This is a genomic window from Kordia sp., from assembly GCF_022447245.1.
GTDB lineage: Bacteria > Bacteroidota > Bacteroidia > Flavobacteriales > Flavobacteriaceae > Kordia.
In genome coordinates, this window is sequence record NZ_JAKVBC010000034.1 from 14,206 (window position 1) to 29,871 (window position 15,666).

The following is a 15,666-nucleotide window of genomic DNA, read 5'->3' on the forward strand; positions in this document are numbered from 1 at the left end:
TGTATTTGAATTATTTTTAACAAGTTGTCGATATAATTGTAATCGGAATGATAAAAAATTCGTTTGCTACTCCATAATTCACACGTACATAGATCGTTTGCTCTTGCGATGTGTTTTGATACGATGTTTGTGAAAGCGGATTGGTTTCTGCATCTGCATCTAATTGTGTTTCATAGAATGCAATACTATCTTCATCGGTCAATGCTTCTAAATCTTCAATTTGTAAAATACAAGGTATATAATTTTCAAAGATAAATTCAGATATTTCAGAACCATCAATTCCTTCGCATTCCGAAAATATAAGTTGCGCACAATAGTTTTCTTCTTCACATTCTTTTGTCAAGGTAAAACTTACATCTTGATTTGTGAAGCGCATCATTTCATCTGAAAGGATTTCTGTTTTCCAATCAAAATTCCAATCATCAGCAGTCATTCCTTGCTCCTCAAAAGTAATATTTGTGTGCAATTCGTCTTCTATAAAATAAACAATCCAAGTTCCTACATGAAGCTCTCCATTATTGTAAAATTGAAACGTTCCGTCATCTGCTACATCAAACACTGCATTTCCATACATATCTTCATCTTCATCATCGTGACTTACAATCCATACACATTCTTGCAATAGTTGGCTACATTGCCCTGCGATTTGATCTTGCTGCGCTGCTATACAATCGTCAATTGCTTGTTTTAATTCGTCTTTATTTTGAATTAAGAATTCTTCTCCGCTTTCTAAAATACTTTGAATTGGAAAATTGATTCCGATACTATTTCCATCTGAAATATTTTCAAGAATAAAAGTAAAATTAGCATCACTTGAAACTACATATTCGTTTACAACCATTAAGTCTGTATCAAATTCGAGCATTGTAAAAGAGTATAAAAACTTTATACAGGTGATTTCATGTTCATCTTCGGTTTCAGCTACACGTTCAATCAAACTAAATAATTCTGATTCTTTCTGAATGACATTTTCCAGTGCTACTGTTCCTACTTCTTCATTATCATCTAAATCAGAACATGAAAATGCAAAGAGTCCGACACATATAAGCATTAGTATTTTTAAAAATTGTTTTTTCATAATCAGGTTTTGTTAATGTTTCTACAGATATAGACGCGTATGTTTTTGAAAAGGTTCCCGATGTTTAGTTTTTTTAATTTAAATCAGCAGCATACACAGACCAATCTTGTAGACCTTGCCCAAGCATATCACCATAAATGACATACATTTTATCTCCTACGATGCACATTTCTTCTATAGCTTCTAATCCGCTAGCATTTGTTAAGTTATGCTGCAACTCTTGATACGTATTATCTAACGTATCAAAAACTCCTATATGACTTTCTCTCTCTGTAATACCTAGGACAGTATTTCCTGTAAACGTAATGCCTGCAACATAAATTAAGTTTTGATACGCTTTTACATAAGACACGTTCATATTTTGACTCATTTGCAAGGTTTGCACATTACTTGGATCATCTAAAGGAATGATATAAATAGTGTTCTGCGCTGGTTGTACTGCCGGATAATCTGTAACTCCTCCAAATACATATAAAACATTATTTACAATGATAGCATCTGCTCCATAACGCGCTTCTGGCAAACTTGCAAATTCGTTATAGGTTTGCGTAGCTACATTAGACTTATATATTCTAGCTGGATCTACAAGATGATTACCTCCTACAACATAAATATCATCGCCTTGTGTTGCCGTACCATATACAATCGGCGCTCCTAGATTTGAAATTTGCGAGTTGGTTAGTTAGGAGGTTGGTACGGTAGAAAAATTAGAATTATATAATGAAATCTTTTGTGTATTTACAAGCGCAAGTTGATTTGCTATTACATGTAATTTTGAATATGTAAAGTTGTAATTATTAACTATCTGTTCGGTTTGCAATCCACTTTCTAAATCTACTTTTAAAACACGTTGCGCTTGCCCATCATAATAACCTCTGTGCGCGATATAAATACCATCTTCGCTATTTGTTCCAATCATTCCTGTTCCAAAAACTTGCAATGATGCATTTACTGTAAACACTTCTGTAAATTGAAGCGATGTGCTTTCTGTAGACATATAGTATTGTGCTGTTTTGGGAACGAGCGTCACATGCAGTTCTGTCTCATTTCCCACTTCAATAACACCTGTAACCGAACCATTCTCCTGAATTTCACAATTCATTCCAGTATTCGCCGAGAATTGCGTAGCTCTTCCCAATTCAAAGGAATACATATAACTATTAGGAGCCACATAATAATCCTGTTTTGCATCATCAACAGTAGTAGCATCATATTTTATTTCATGACCTTTTCTCCATTATACAGTAGTATCCGTAAAAACAAATTCATCATCCACTATATTAAAATTTGAAGAAATATTGAGCGTGTCTTGCTCATTTTGCAATGTTGCTTGACTAATTCGCCATACTTTTTCAGAATTGCCTGCTAATAATTGAATATTAGCTTCACGTAATCCTTCAAGCGAAGATTTATTAATAATAGTTCCATTGTTATCATCGGATGCACAGGAAACTATACAAATTACAATCTAGCACATAAATATTTTTTTCATAGTAACTTTTTAATTGGTTTCTATCAACATAGACGCCCTCATTTTAAAAAAGGTTCCCAAAAAATAAAAAAAGCCTATTTTCAAATAGGCTTCTTCGTTATACAGGGTGTAAAGTTGTAATAGTAAAGTGATTATTGAATTGTAAATTCACTAATCAATTCAATTCCCGTATTTGTGTAGTTATATTGAGTCAACGTATTGTCTCCAATTTTCAATAATTTATCTTCCATTGGAATAACATCATACGCATCATTTGTGCTAAAGTTTTGTATTAATTGCAAGTTAGAAATATCTGATTTATTAAACACTTTTAATCCTGATGCACCATCACAAATAAACAATCTATCTCCTTTGATTCCCAATCCATACGGTTCATCCATAATGTATGTTTCTGCCAATTGCGGATTATGAATATCCGAAATATCAATAATTTCCAATCTACTCTCTAGCATTTGTATTTCTCCATCCATACAACTCGCGCCTGCACGAAGTGTGACATACGCATAATTACCATCAACTACTACAGGATCACAGAATTTAGCATGATCAAAATCTGATATATATATTGGCAAGCTTGCTTGGGTAATATCGTAAATATACATTCCTGTACGTGTTCCAATGAATAGTTTATCATCTTGATGAAAAATAGTTTCTGCTTGCCAAGTCACATACTCTTCATTTACTTTTACAGGTGTTTGTAAATTTTGAATGTCAAACACATTAATTTTATAATTATCTACCACATACAAATGATCTTCTACAATTTTAAATCGAGCCAATGATCCACCTGAACCTGTATTTCCTCCTCCATCAGATGTTTCTAAAGCTACAACATCATTATCTATTATTTCTCTGCGTTCGACAGCAATATCCCAACCGATAATAATATCTTCTTCGTAATTATAATTCTCCCAATCAAAGAAAGAAACATCTTGTGGATATTCAGCTTGTTGCGGATTTTCAATAACATCCTCCACGCGTCCTATCAGTTGTATATCATTGATCTGGCTAATATCAAAAACCACTAAATCTTTCCCACTATCTGCATACAAATAATTTCCTTTTACTGACACATCTCTGTTCAATGGAATTTTTAAGAAGTTAACAATTGTTGGTTGCAATGGGTTTCTGTTATCAATGACATGCACTCCTTTATCTACATCATTCACAAAAATAAACTGTTGATATGCATAAATTTTCCCAGATGTTACAATACTTTGAGCAGGTAATATTTCCACAGAAGCACGCAATTCTGTAGTGCTAATGGTAATTGGCGTCGCTACATTTACATATTCATAATCTTTATCATCTGAACAAGACATAAAAAGGCAAGTCACTACAAATAACAATAGGTAATTAATTTTCATGGTGAAGTCGTTTTTTGATTCGTTTATACAGCAGATACAAACATCTAAAAAAGGTTGCGTTGAAAAAGTAGGTATTTAACATGTCATTATGTCACTATCTTTGAAATAATTCTATCTTTGTACCTTATTTGATAAAGAATTCACCGTTCAGAATATATTTATATGGAGAAGATTATTGACGAAAGCAAACAAGGAGAAAGTATTGTTTTAGCACAAGATCCAAAGAACACACGAAAACTATATATTGAAAGTTATGGCTGTCAGATGAATTTTTCTGATAGCGAAATTGTAGCCTCTATTTTAGCAAAAGAAGGTTTTAACACTACCAATCGCTTGGAAGAAGCTGATTTAGTTTTAGTAAATACCTGTTCTATTAGAGACAAGGCAGAACAAACTGTACGCAAACGTCTAGAAAAATACAATGCCGTTAAGAAAAACAATCCAAAAATGAAAGTTGGTGTGTTAGGATGCATGGCAGAACGTTTGAAAAGCAAGTTTTTAGAAGAAGAAAAAATTGTAGACATGGTCGTTGGACCAGATGCATATAAAGATTTACCAAACCTTGTACAAGAAATTGATGAAGGACGCAATGCGGTGAATGTGATTCTTTCAAAAGAAGAAACATATGGCGATATTTCACCTGTGCGTTTAAACACAAACGGAATTAACGCATTGGTATCTATTACAAGAGGTTGCGACAATATGTGTACGTTTTGTGTGGTTCCTTTTACACGTGGACGTGAACGCAGCCGTGATCCGCAATCTATTTTAGAAGAAATTCAAGAATTGGTTGATAAAAACTATAAAGAAGTAACGCTTCTTGGTCAAAACGTAGACAGCTATTTATGGTATGGCGGTGGTGTGAAAAAAGATTTTGAGAAAGCTTCAGAAATGCAAAAAGCAACTGCTGTCGATTTTGCAAAATTGCTTGATATGGTTGCCACAAAATTTCCAAAATTACGTCTTCGTTTCTCAACATCCAATCCACAAGACATGCACGAAAATGTATTGCGTGTAATGGCAAAACATCAGAATATTTGCAATTATATTCACTTGCCAGTACAAAGTGGAAGTGATCGTATTTTAACAGAAATGAATCGATTGCATACACGTGAAGAATATTTTAGACTGATTGATAAGATTCGTGAAATTATTCCTGAGTGCGGAATTTCCCAAGATATGATTGCTGGTTTCCCAACAGAAACTGAAGAAGATCATCAAGATACCTTATCCTTAATGCGCTATGTAAAATATGATTTTGGATATATGTTTGCCTATTCAGAACGACCAGGAACGATGGCTGCCAGAAAAATGGAAGACGATGTGCCTGAACCTGTAAAGAAGCGTAGGCTTGCAGAAATTATTGCGTTACAATTAGAACATAGTGCTTACAGAACAAAGGCACAACTTAATAAAATAAAAGAAGTACTTATTGAAGGAACTTCTAAAAAATCAGATGCACATTGGAAAGGAAGAACTTCTGAAAATACAGTGGTAGTGTTCCCAAAAGAAGACTACAAGCCAGGTGATTTTGTCAATGTAAAAATAATCGATTGTACTTCAGCAACCCTAATTGGTGAACCTATCGAACTCTCTGAGAACAATTAACAACAAGTGTGTTTTGCTCCAACCGAAAAAAAATAAATAGATGAAAAAAACTTTTTTAATAACATCCGCATTTTTAGCGTTTTTCTGCCTTTCTTGTAATGATGAAATTTTAGACCCAAGTATTGTTATTGAACAACCTGCTAACAACGGAGGAAATAACGGTGGCGGAAACAATGGCGGTGGAAATAATGGAGGAAACAACGGTGGCGGAAATAATGGAACGGCGCTTTCTACCTATTCACTAGACACCACTTCAAACGTACCCATTTTTGGTGAAATTATCGTCAACACTGACTTTATTGTCAACAGCGGCATTGTAGTTTCTGCAAACATTCAGGCTACTGTTTTAGGCGCAACCAACAATTCTGTAAGTACCATTACTAGAGATGGAAACGGAAGAGTGATACAAACTGAATCTATGGATGGCGGAAACGTTACCAACAGAACAACAGTTACTTATACTGGCGACAATATCACACAAATAGTTTATGATGATTTAGGTGATAACACCGAAAATTACACCTATACATTTGCATACAGCGGTACAATTGTAACACGTACAGATGCTGCAAACAATCAATCAGCTGTATTTACATTTGACTCCAATAGCCAGTTAATCTCTAAAGAATCATTTACTGGAACTACTAGCACACAAATTGAAGTATTAACCTATTCCAATGGAAATTGCACAAGTTCAACGGTAAGTGGCGCCAATACAGGGAATAATGTTTTTGTATACGATTCGTTTACAAACCCATTAAAATCTGTATTCAACGATCAATTCTTACTTACCATGTTTGATAGCGAGAATGACAGTGAAGTTGGAAGCGTTTTAGCAACATTTTATGCCTCTAACAACTGGAGAAGAATTGAAACGAATGACGGAAATGTAGATTTCAATGTAACCTACAATGCCAATAACGACATTACTAGCAGAGATGGAAATTTTAATCTTGGAGATGGCGTTGTAATTACACAATCAGAAGCATTTCAATACCAATAAATAGTATAGAAAAACAATGAAATCAGCCATAGTTACCAACCTAAATACAAGTATTGGTCAATTTCATAAATATGACAGAAATTATTAAACACTAAAACCGATGAAAAGAATAATTTTACTGACAACAACCGTATTAGCTTTTTGCTGTTTTTCCTGCGACAATGAACCGTATGAAGGAGAGATTTTTATAGAACAACCATCAGTAGGAACACCAACAGATCCTAATCCTGACCCAGATCCTGATCCTGTGGATCCCAATCCACCAGCAAGCGGTTCTTTACAACTAGCTGATTACGATTATATCAAAACATTTTCTTCAGGAACTGGAGATGATACTACATTTATAACGGACTTTGTGATTAATGCAAACAATCAATTTTTATCACAAAATACTATGTTTACCTTTTTAGGTATCACTGTGAATGGTGCTGGGAATGTTATTAGAGATGAATTTAGTAGAGTAACTGAAGTCCGAACTTCTGTAGATGGTACACTTATCAACAGAACTACAGTAACATACAATCTGGATAAAATAACGGATATTGTCTATGAAGATTTACAAGATGCATCTGAAAATTTTACTTTTTCATTTATACATTTAAACAACGAAGTCATACGTACCAAAGAAGGAACTAACTTATCTACCAAATTTACTTTTGATGAAAACACAAGCAGACTCATTAAAAGAGAAACAATGGAAAATGGTACCGTGGTTAAAACAGAAAATATTTCGTACGACAGTAATAGCAATTTAACATCGTCTGTTATTACAGGACAAGATGCAAATACATACTCCTACATGTATGATAGCAATACCAATCCGTTGCGCAACTCATTAAATGACCTGTATTTGTTCTCCATTCTAAATGATGAGTACGACGATCAATATGAGCATTGGCAAGCTATTATTCATAGCACTAACAATGTTACCAGTGTCACTACGCAACAAGGAAGTTCCACATTAGACATTCAATATGATGCTAGCGACAGAATTTTAAGCAGAAATGGAACTATTTTCAGTTCAATTCCAAGTATACCTGACGGCACAACCATCACCATTGACGAAACATTTCAATACACAAACTAAAAAAAGAACCAAAAACAAATGGAATCCATACAAGCGATCAAACAACGTTTCGGTATCATTGGAAACAATGCAGGGCTTAATCGTGCTATAGAAAAAGCCATGCAAGTTGCACCAACTGATATTTCTGTGTTGGTCACTGGTGAAAGTGGAGTTGGAAAGGAAAGTATTCCTAAAATAATTCATTCGCTTTCTCACAGAAAACACGGAAAATATATTGCCGTAAACTGCGGTGCTATTCCAGAAGGAACAATTGATAGCGAATTATTTGGTCATGAAAAAGGAGCTTTTACGGGTGCTACACAAACCCGAAGTGGATATTTTGAAGTGGCTGATAACGGAACAATCTTTTTAGATGAAGTTGGAGAATTACCATTAACGACACAAGTACGATTGTTGAGAGTCTTGGAAAATGGTGAATTCATCAAAGTTGGTTCGTCCAAAGTACAAAAAACCAATGTACGTATCGTAGCAGCTACGAATGTAAACATGTTTGAAGCCATCAAAAAAGGTAAATTCAGAGAAGATTTATACTATCGTTTAAGCACTGTTGAAATTCTTCTTCCTCCTTTACGTGCCCGAAAAGACGATATTCACTTATTGTTTAGAAAGTTTGCTTCTGATTTTGCCATGAAGTACAAAATGCCTTCCATTCGTTTGAACGAAGAAGCTACGGATATGTTGACAAAATATCGATGGAACGGAAATATTCGTCAATTGCGAAATGTTGCGGAGCAGATTTCTGTATTGGAAGAAAACCGATCTATCACACCAGATACTTTACGTCAATATTTACCAAATACTTCAGGGAACTTGCCTGCGGTAATTGAACATGAAAAAAGTGAAAGCGACTTTAGTTCGGAACGTGAAATTCTGTATAAGGTGCTTTTTGATATGAAAAGTGATTTAAACGATTTAAAGAAACTTACCATGGAACTCATGCAAAATGGTGTTTCTCAAAAAGTCAAAGAAGAAAATGAAAGTCTTATTCAGAAAATATATGGTGACGATGAAAATGAGGAAATTTTCCACGAAGAAGAAACCACTACTGCTCCCGTAAAATTATTGTCCATTCCACCAGAAGTGACTGTAATTCCTGAAACCGATAAATATCATTTTGCAGAAGAAGTGGAAGAAGAAGAAACACTTTCGCTGCATGATAAAGAATTAGAATTGATCAAAAAAGCCTTAGAGCGCAACAAAGGAAAACGAAAAGCTGCTGCTAAAGAACTTGGTATCTCTGAACGAACGCTCTATAGAAAAATCAAACAATTTGATTTGTAATTTTAAGAAAACACACAAATGAAAAAGATAAAAATCATCATCACAACACTCGTCATTGCTATATCAATGGTAAGTTGTGGAATTTATAATTTTACCGGAACAGGTGATTTGAATGCCAAAACCTATCAAGTCAACTTTTTCCAAAACAATGCGCCAATTGTAGAGCCTGGACTCAGCAGAGACTTTACCTTATCATTACAAGATTTTATCCAGAATCAAACGAGCTTAGACCTCGTACGATCTAATGGAGACTTAGTGTACGAAGGTGAAATTGTAGAATATCGTGTATCGCCAATGAGTGCTACGGCAAACAATACGGCTGCTCAAAACCGTTTAACCATTGGTGTACAAGTTCGTTTTACACATAAAAACAGACCTGAAGACGACTTTGACAAACGTTTCTCGTTCTTTTTTGATTATCCGGCAACAACACAATTGCCATCCGTACAAGCAACAGCATTTCAAGAAATTTTTGAACGTTTAAACCTAGATATATTCAACGCAAGTTTAGCAAAATGGTAATATGAACATTTCTGATTTTACATATATATTACAAAACCCTGTACATATCAATGCTTCACAAACAGAAGCCATTGCTGCAATTACAAAAGAGTTTCCATACTTTCAGGCAGCGCGTGTCGTGCATTTAAAAGGGTTAAAAAATCAGGATAGTTTTCAGTACAACCAACATTTAAAAATTACAGCTGCGTATACTACCGATCGTAGTATTTTATTTGATTTCATTACTTCCAAAACCTTTGAACAACACGGAATTTCCAACAGTGTCAAAGAAATTCACAACAACACCAACGAAATAGAAGTAGACGTTGAAGAAGTAAAAGTAGATCGTAATCTTCGTATGGAAGAAGCCATTAAAACGAAGATTCAGGAAGCAAATGCCATTCTCGACCCAGAACTCTTTCAACCAAAAGAAACACAAATTCCGATCACACTTGCGGCTGAAGTTGAAGATACTTCCGAAGCTGAAAGAGAAATTGAGATAGATATTGAAAATGAAGTTGAGACCGACGTAAATACAGAAACTAAGGTTGAGACAGAAAAAGTGACTTCTAAGGAAAAGGAGAAACAGAAAAAGAAAGACAAAAAGGACAAGAAAAAGAAGAAGTTCAAAGAAAAGAAAGCTACTGAAGCAATAAAAGAACCTATAAAAGTAACTTCAGAAACTCCAGAAGAAACATTACAGTTAGGAAAACCATTAGCATTCAACAAAGCAGAAAAACATTCCTTTGCAGAATGGCTTCAATTAACCAATTTACAACCTATTGACCGTTCTAATGAAAGTCTTCAAGAGCCTAAAGAAGAAGTTACACCAGAAGAAAAAACGAAAGAAGAGCAAGTTAAAACTTCACCAATAGCAGAAGAAAAACAAAAAAGATTTGATCTGATAGACAGGTTTATAGACACAAATCCGAAGATAAAACCTAAGCCAGCACTAGAAAAAACAATCAACCTTGCCAACGAAGTAAACGTTGATCAATCAATGTTGATGACCGAAACTTTGGCGAAAGTATATTTGGAACAAAAGAAATATAGAAAAGCAATTAAAGCTTATAACATTTTAATTTTGAAATATCCAGAAAAAAGTGGTTTCTTTGCAGACCAAATTCGAGCAATAAAAAAATTACAACAAAATAATTAATATACAATGAGTTCAACTTATTACATTTTTATAGTCTTAATCCTTATTGTAGCATTTTTATTAATGCTAGTAATAATGGTACAGAATCCAAAAGGTGGTGGATTATCTTCTTCTTTTGGTGGTGGCGGAAACCAACAAATTGGTGGTGTGCAGAAAACAACAGACTTTTTAGATAAGAGTACTTGGGCATTAGGAACCATATTGATTGTATTAATCTTAATCACAAACTTTACAAACCTAAGCGCAACAGGACAACAATCAAAAGTTTCTGGAGATAGTATCCAGACAACACAACCAGTGGATACAAACACTAATTCTACAGACGATACTACGACAAACGAAAACAATGGAGGTAAGTAGAAACTCTTTGTAAAAAACATACATAAAATGCCAGCTTGTCAGAAGTTGGCATTTTTTTATTTCAATTTGTCAGTATTCTTCCAATGGCACAATTTCTGACTTATAGGATTACGTAAATAATCAAACAATTAAAAAATTAAATATTCAATAAAATGAGCAAAGTTAATATCAAACCACTAGCAGATAGAGTTTTGAATGCCCCATTGCCAGCAGAAACTAAGACTGCTTCAGGGCTTTACATTCCAGATTCAGCACAAGAAAAGCAACAAAGAGGAACTGTTGTTGCTGTTGGTTCAGGTAAAAAAGACGAACCGTTAACGGTAAAAGTTGGAGACACTGTGCTTTATGGAAAATTCTCTGGAACTGAAATTAAATTCGAAGGTGCAGATTACATCATCATGAGAGAAGATGACATTTTAGCAATTATTTAATCAAAAGAATAACAAACTAAGCGAAAGGCGAAAGCCAGTAGCAAACAATTAAAAAATCATGGCAAAAGATATAAAATTTGATATTGAAGCACGCGACGGACTCAAACGTGGTGTGGATGCTTTAGCAAATGCAGTAAAAGTAACTTTAGGACCTAAAGGAAGAAATGTAATCATCAGCAAATCATTTGGTGCACCATCAGTAACAAAGGATGGAGTTTCTGTAGCAAAAGAAATTGAGCTAGAAGATGCGTTAGAAAATATGGGAGCTCAAATGGTAAAAGAAGTAGCTTCTAGAACAAATGATTTAGCCGGAGACGGAACAACTACTGCAACAGTATTGGCACAAGCAATCGTAAAAGAAGGATTGAAAAATGTTGCTGCGGGAGCAAATCCGATGGATTTAAAAAGAGGAATTGACAAAGCAGTAACTGCAATTGTTGAAGACTTAAATAAGCAAGCAAAAAAAGTTGGGGACTCTTCTGAAAAAATAAAACAAATTGCTTCTATCTCTGCAAACAATGACGATGTAGTTGGTGATTTAATCGCACAAGCTTTTGGAAAAGTTGGTAAAGAAGGTGTAATTACTGTAGAAGAAGCAAAAGGAACAGATACGTATGTTGACGTTGTAGAAGGAATGCAATTTGACAGAGGATATTTATCTCCATACTTTGTAACAAACTCTGAAAAAATGGAAGCTGAATTAGAGAGTCCTTTTATCTTATTATTTGATAAGAAAATCTCTTCTATGAAAGACTTAATGCCAGTTTTAGAGCCAGTAGCACAAACTGGAAAGCCTTTATTAATTATTGCAGAAGACGTTGATGGTGAAGCATTAGCAACATTAGTAGTAAACAAATTAAGAGGAGCCTTAAAAATTGCTGCGGTAAAAGCACCAGGTTTTGGTGACCGTAGAAAAGCAATGTTAGAAGATATTGCCATCTTAACTGGTGGAACTGTAATTTCTGAAGAAAGAGGATTCACTTTAGAAAACGCTACAATCGAAATGTTAGGTACTGCCGAAAAAATCACAATTGACAAAGACAATACTACGATTGTAAATGGCGCTGGTGATGCAGGAATGATTGAAACACGTGTTGGACAAATCAAAGCACAAATTGAATCAACTACTTCTGATTACGATAAAGAAAAATTACAAGAGCGTTTAGCTAAATTAGCTGGTGGAGTTGCAGTATTATATGTTGGAGCTGCTTCTGAAGTTGAAATGAAAGAGAAAAAAGACCGAGTTGATGATGCATTACACGCAACAAGAGCTGCTGTTGAAGAAGGAATTGTTGCTGGTGGTGGAGTTGCCTTAGTTCGTGCAAAAAGTGTTTTAGAAAGTATTACTACTGACAACTTGGACGAAGTAACTGGTATCAAAATCATTGCACGTGCAATTGAAGAACCATTACGAACAATTGTTTCTAACGCTGGTGGCGAAGGAAGTGTTGTCGTTTCAAAAGTAATGGAAGGTGAAAAAGACTTTGGTTACAATGCAAAAACAGATGAGTATGTAGACATGCTTAAAGCTGGAATCATTGATCCAAAGAAAGTAACACGTATTGCTTTAGAAAATGCCGCATCTGTATCAGGAATGATCTTAACTACAGAATGTGCATTGATTGACATCAAAGAAGATGCTCCTGCAGGAGGTGGAATGCCACCAATGGGCGGAGGAATGCCAGGAATGATGTAATCATCACACAGAATATTAAAACACAAAACCTCTCAAATCATTGTATTTGAGAGGTTTTTCGTTTAAAACAAGTATTGGTATTCTTTTTGTGGCGTTTTTTCCAAACATTAACACCAACATTACTATGAAAAAAAACTACCTTTTACTTTTTCTCATTACCATCATTTCTTTACCGAGTGCAACCGCACAAAAGCAAAAACAAGTTGAAAACGAATACGCAGCGTATTTTACATTACCTAGAGAAAGCCTATATCTACATTTAAACAAAACCAGTTATTTTACAGGAGAAGAAATTTGGTTCAAAGGCTATGCATGTGACCAAAAAAACCAGCTTTCATCAAAGGCAACAACCAATATCAATGTTGGTGTGTATGATGCTCAAGGAAATCAAATCAAAAAAGCACTCTTTGAAGCTAAAGATGGTGTTTTGCAAGGAAACTTTACCATCGATTCTACCTTTACTGCTGGTAGGTATTATGTAAAAGCAGCAACCAATTGGATGAAAAACTTCAAGGAAGACAATGCTTTTATCCAAAAAATTGAAATCATTACTGACCAAAGCATCAAAGAAAAAAAAGTCACCAAAGAAGCCAGTTTCGATTTTCAATTCTTACCCGAAGGAGGCCATATTGTTGCTAATACGACAAGCAATATTGGATTTAAAGTCATCGACGATCATGGAAAAGGCGTTTCTGCTTCAGGAATTGTCTATGACGAACAAAAAAAGCAAGTTGCTTCCTTTGAAAGTAACACACTTGGTATGGGGAAATTTTTACTACAACCTAAAAAAGACACGCAATACATCGCTGAAATTACGCTTGAAAACGGAACTATCATTACGAAAGAATTGCCCAAAGCAACCTCGAAAGGAATTTCACTGATCTTACAAAGTCTCTCAGAAGGACAAATCATCCTTGATTTTAGCACAAATGAAGAAACACTTCAAAACAATCCATTTAAAGTATACAAAGTCCTAATACATCAAAATGGAAAACTAAAAACTGCTGCTTTAAAATTTGATAGCACCAAAAAAGCAGTTCGTATTCCAAAAAGTGAACTATTCAAAGGAGTTAATACCATTACTGTATTTGACGATAAGCAACATCCTATTTTAGAGCGTTTATTCTTTAACGAAAAAGCTATCAAACAAGCAAATATTAAGGTTTCAAAGCTCAATACAATAAATGACTCTATTCTACTTTCTGTGAAAGAACTAAAACTAGGAAAAAATGCCAATGTGAGTATTTCTATTTTGCCAGAAACTACTGAAAGTTACAATCCTACACACAACATTCTGTCAAATTTCTACCTAAAACCGCATGTAAAAGGCTTTGTGGAAAATCCGCAATACTACTTTCATAAAATGGACAGAAAGAAAAAATACGAATTGGATATTTTACTACTCACACAAGGTTGGAGTCGTTATGACTGGAAAGATATTTTCAATTCAAAACCAAATGCATTGCATCCTTTTGAAAACGGAATCACCATTTCTGGACGCGTAAACAAACCTGCTTCTGGTGTAAAACGCATCTTCCTACACACTACAAAAAATCATAATGGAAAATTCATCGATCTAGATGAAAATCAAAAATTTACACTCACAGGTTTGTTTTTGGAAGAAGAGGAAGAAGTCCGGTTTTCATATATCAATACAAAAGGAACCTTCAAAAAGCCAAGCATGTATCTGCGTTTTTTAGTCACTGACAAAGAAGACAAAATCTCAGAAGTTTATTTGAATGAAACAAAAAACATCACAACAACAGCAGCAGACTTTTCTATTCCGAAAGACTTCCTTTCTGAAAAAGTAGAAGCTCTTGATGCAGTAGTATTAGAAGCCGAAAACTCAAGATTGGCCTATGAAGATCCGTTTATGGAAAGTCCTGAAGTAACTGACATTACCGAGCAAGATTATTACAATCACTACAACGTAGTGCAATTTCTTCTTTTTAATGGTTTTGATGCCTCACAAGCTGGCGGAGCTGTAACGATTCGACATAGATCCACAAGAAGAGGAATTCCTAAAGTATTTTTCAACAATAGACTAATTCGCGATCCAGAAATGCGAATTTTATACAATCTTTCATTGGCTAATATTGAACGCATTGTAGTTGATAGATTTAGCTATATTCCTATTAATGGAGGACATGCAAATGGAATCATAAAAATTTATACCCGTGAAGAACCTTTATTCAAGCATGGCGCTAATGACATTGTATATTTATCAACTAAAACAACTAAGGCTTTCACCACTGGAAAAGAATACTATGCGCCAAACTATAGTTCGTACCTCAATCCTATTTTCAAGAAATATGGAACTATTTCGTGGATTCCAACATTAGAATTAAACACTGAAAAACCTACAAGTTTCAAAATATATGATACGTACACCAAAAATGTGACGCTATTCATCGAAGGAATTTCTGAAAATGGAGATTTAATCTCTGAACGAAAAACAATTCAAGTAAGGTAATACAGAAAAGCCTTTCAGTGGCATGCACTTGAGAGGTTTTCTTCTTATATTAAAATTTTCTTAAAACAACTTTTAAATATCACTTTTAGCTGTAACTTTATATGAAAATAAACACGAATTCATGTCAAAT

The 15,666-nt window shown here is 34.5% G+C and carries 14 protein-coding genes; 10 read left to right on the forward strand and 4 right to left on the reverse strand.

Annotated features, from left to right (window positions below):
• Window positions 1–16: 16 nt before the first annotated feature.
• The 4 genes from MK119_RS19120 to MK119_RS19135 form a co-directional block, all read right to left on the reverse strand.
• On the reverse strand, window positions 17–1,078 hold the full coding sequence (locus MK119_RS19120; protein ID WP_290682243.1) for a hypothetical protein: 1,062 nt from the start codon (window positions 1,076–1,078) through the stop codon (window positions 17–19).
• Between the two features lie 73 nt (window positions 1,079–1,151).
• On the reverse strand, window positions 1,152–1,601 hold the full coding sequence (locus tag MK119_RS19125; RefSeq protein ID WP_290682246.1) for a hypothetical protein: 450 nt from the start codon (window positions 1,599–1,601) through the stop codon (window positions 1,152–1,154).
• Window positions 1,602–1,760: 159 nt separating this feature from the next.
• A complete protein-coding gene (locus MK119_RS19130; RefSeq protein WP_290682248.1) occupies window positions 1,761–2,249 on the reverse strand; it encodes a hypothetical protein in 489 nt (162 codons plus the stop codon).
• 452 nt (window positions 2,250–2,701) lie between these two features.
• Window positions 2,702–3,937: a hypothetical protein gene (locus tag MK119_RS19135; protein WP_290682250.1), complete on the reverse strand. Its 1,236-nt coding sequence runs from the start codon at window positions 3,935–3,937 to the stop codon at window positions 2,702–2,704.
• A 162-nt stretch (window positions 3,938–4,099) separates the two neighbouring features.
• Here MK119_RS19135 and miaB point away from each other — a divergent pair, with 162 nt between their 5' ends.
• The 10 genes from miaB to MK119_RS19185 all read left to right on the forward strand — a co-directional run bounded on the left by miaB (window position 4,100) and on the right by MK119_RS19185 (window position 15,536).
• The gene (miaB, locus tag MK119_RS19140) at window positions 4,100–5,545 is read left to right on the forward strand and encodes a tRNA (N6-isopentenyl adenosine(37)-C2)-methylthiotransferase MiaB (protein WP_290682252.1); all 1,446 of its coding nucleotides are present in this window, start codon (window positions 4,100–4,102) and stop codon (window positions 5,543–5,545) included.
• Between the two features lie 40 nt (window positions 5,546–5,585).
• Complete coding sequence (locus tag MK119_RS19145; protein WP_290682255.1) at window positions 5,586–6,548, forward strand: hypothetical protein; 963 nt, start codon at window positions 5,586–5,588, stop codon at window positions 6,546–6,548.
• A gap of 100 nt (window positions 6,549–6,648) precedes the next feature.
• Window positions 6,649–7,635, forward strand: a complete 987-nt coding sequence (locus MK119_RS19150) for a hypothetical protein (RefSeq protein ID WP_290682258.1) — start codon at window positions 6,649–6,651, stop codon at window positions 7,633–7,635.
• 18 nt (window positions 7,636–7,653) lie between these two features.
• A complete protein-coding gene (locus tag MK119_RS19155; RefSeq protein WP_290682261.1) occupies window positions 7,654–8,916 on the forward strand; it encodes a sigma-54 dependent transcriptional regulator in 1,263 nt (420 codons plus the stop codon).
• An 18-nt stretch (window positions 8,917–8,934) separates the two neighbouring features.
• The gene (locus MK119_RS19160; protein WP_290682264.1) at window positions 8,935–9,438 is read left to right on the forward strand and encodes an LptE family protein; all 504 of its coding nucleotides are present in this window, start codon (window positions 8,935–8,937) and stop codon (window positions 9,436–9,438) included.
• Between the two features lies 1 nt (window position 9,439).
• Entirely contained in the window at window positions 9,440–10,576 is a 1,137-nt protein-coding gene (locus tag MK119_RS19165; RefSeq protein ID WP_290682267.1) for a tetratricopeptide repeat protein, read from the forward strand.
• 6 nt (window positions 10,577–10,582) lie between these two features.
• Window positions 10,583–10,936, forward strand: coding sequence for a preprotein translocase subunit SecG (secG, locus tag MK119_RS19170; RefSeq protein WP_290682270.1), 354 nt, complete (start codon window positions 10,583–10,585; stop codon window positions 10,934–10,936).
• A 152-nt stretch (window positions 10,937–11,088) separates the two neighbouring features.
• Window positions 11,089–11,367 carry a co-chaperone GroES gene (locus MK119_RS19175; RefSeq protein WP_290682273.1) on the forward strand — a complete coding sequence of 93 codons (279 nt, stop codon included), beginning with the start codon at window positions 11,089–11,091 and terminating at the stop codon, window positions 11,365–11,367.
• A gap of 58 nt (window positions 11,368–11,425) precedes the next feature.
• Complete coding sequence (gene groL, locus MK119_RS19180; protein WP_290682276.1) at window positions 11,426–13,063, forward strand: chaperonin GroEL; 1,638 nt, start codon at window positions 11,426–11,428, stop codon at window positions 13,061–13,063.
• Window positions 13,064–13,187: 124 nt separating this feature from the next.
• Window positions 13,188–15,536, forward strand: a complete 2,349-nt coding sequence (locus MK119_RS19185) for a hypothetical protein (protein ID WP_290682278.1) — start codon at window positions 13,188–13,190, stop codon at window positions 15,534–15,536.
• The last annotated feature ends 130 nt before the right edge of the window (window positions 15,537–15,666 follow it).

Bases quoted from the DNA above. Each gene is read 5' to 3' on its own strand.
- MK119_RS19120 (WP_290682243.1), bottom strand. From the start codon at position 1,078: ATGAAAAAACAATTTTTAAAAATACTAATGCTTATATGTGTCGGACTC.
- MK119_RS19135 (WP_290682250.1), bottom strand. From the start codon at position 3,937: ATGAAAATTAATTACCTATTGTTATTTGTAGTGACTTGCCTTTTTATG.
- miaB (WP_290682252.1), top strand. From the start codon at position 4,100: ATGGAGAAGATTATTGACGAAAGCAAACAAGGAGAAAGTATTGTTTTA.
- MK119_RS19145 (WP_290682255.1), top strand. From the start codon at position 5,586: ATGAAAAAAACTTTTTTAATAACATCCGCATTTTTAGCGTTTTTCTGC.
- MK119_RS19150 (WP_290682258.1), top strand. From the start codon at position 6,649: ATGAAAAGAATAATTTTACTGACAACAACCGTATTAGCTTTTTGCTGT.
- MK119_RS19155 (WP_290682261.1), top strand. From the start codon at position 7,654: ATGGAATCCATACAAGCGATCAAACAACGTTTCGGTATCATTGGAAAC.
- MK119_RS19160 (WP_290682264.1), top strand. From the start codon at position 8,935: ATGAAAAAGATAAAAATCATCATCACAACACTCGTCATTGCTATATCA.
- MK119_RS19165 (WP_290682267.1), top strand. From the start codon at position 9,440: ATGAACATTTCTGATTTTACATATATATTACAAAACCCTGTACATATC.
- secG (WP_290682270.1), top strand. From the start codon at position 10,583: ATGAGTTCAACTTATTACATTTTTATAGTCTTAATCCTTATTGTAGCA.
- MK119_RS19175 (WP_290682273.1), top strand. From the start codon at position 11,089: ATGAGCAAAGTTAATATCAAACCACTAGCAGATAGAGTTTTGAATGCC.
- groL (WP_290682276.1), top strand. From the start codon at position 11,426: ATGGCAAAAGATATAAAATTTGATATTGAAGCACGCGACGGACTCAAA.
- MK119_RS19185 (WP_290682278.1), top strand. From the start codon at position 13,188: ATGAAAAAAAACTACCTTTTACTTTTTCTCATTACCATCATTTCTTTA.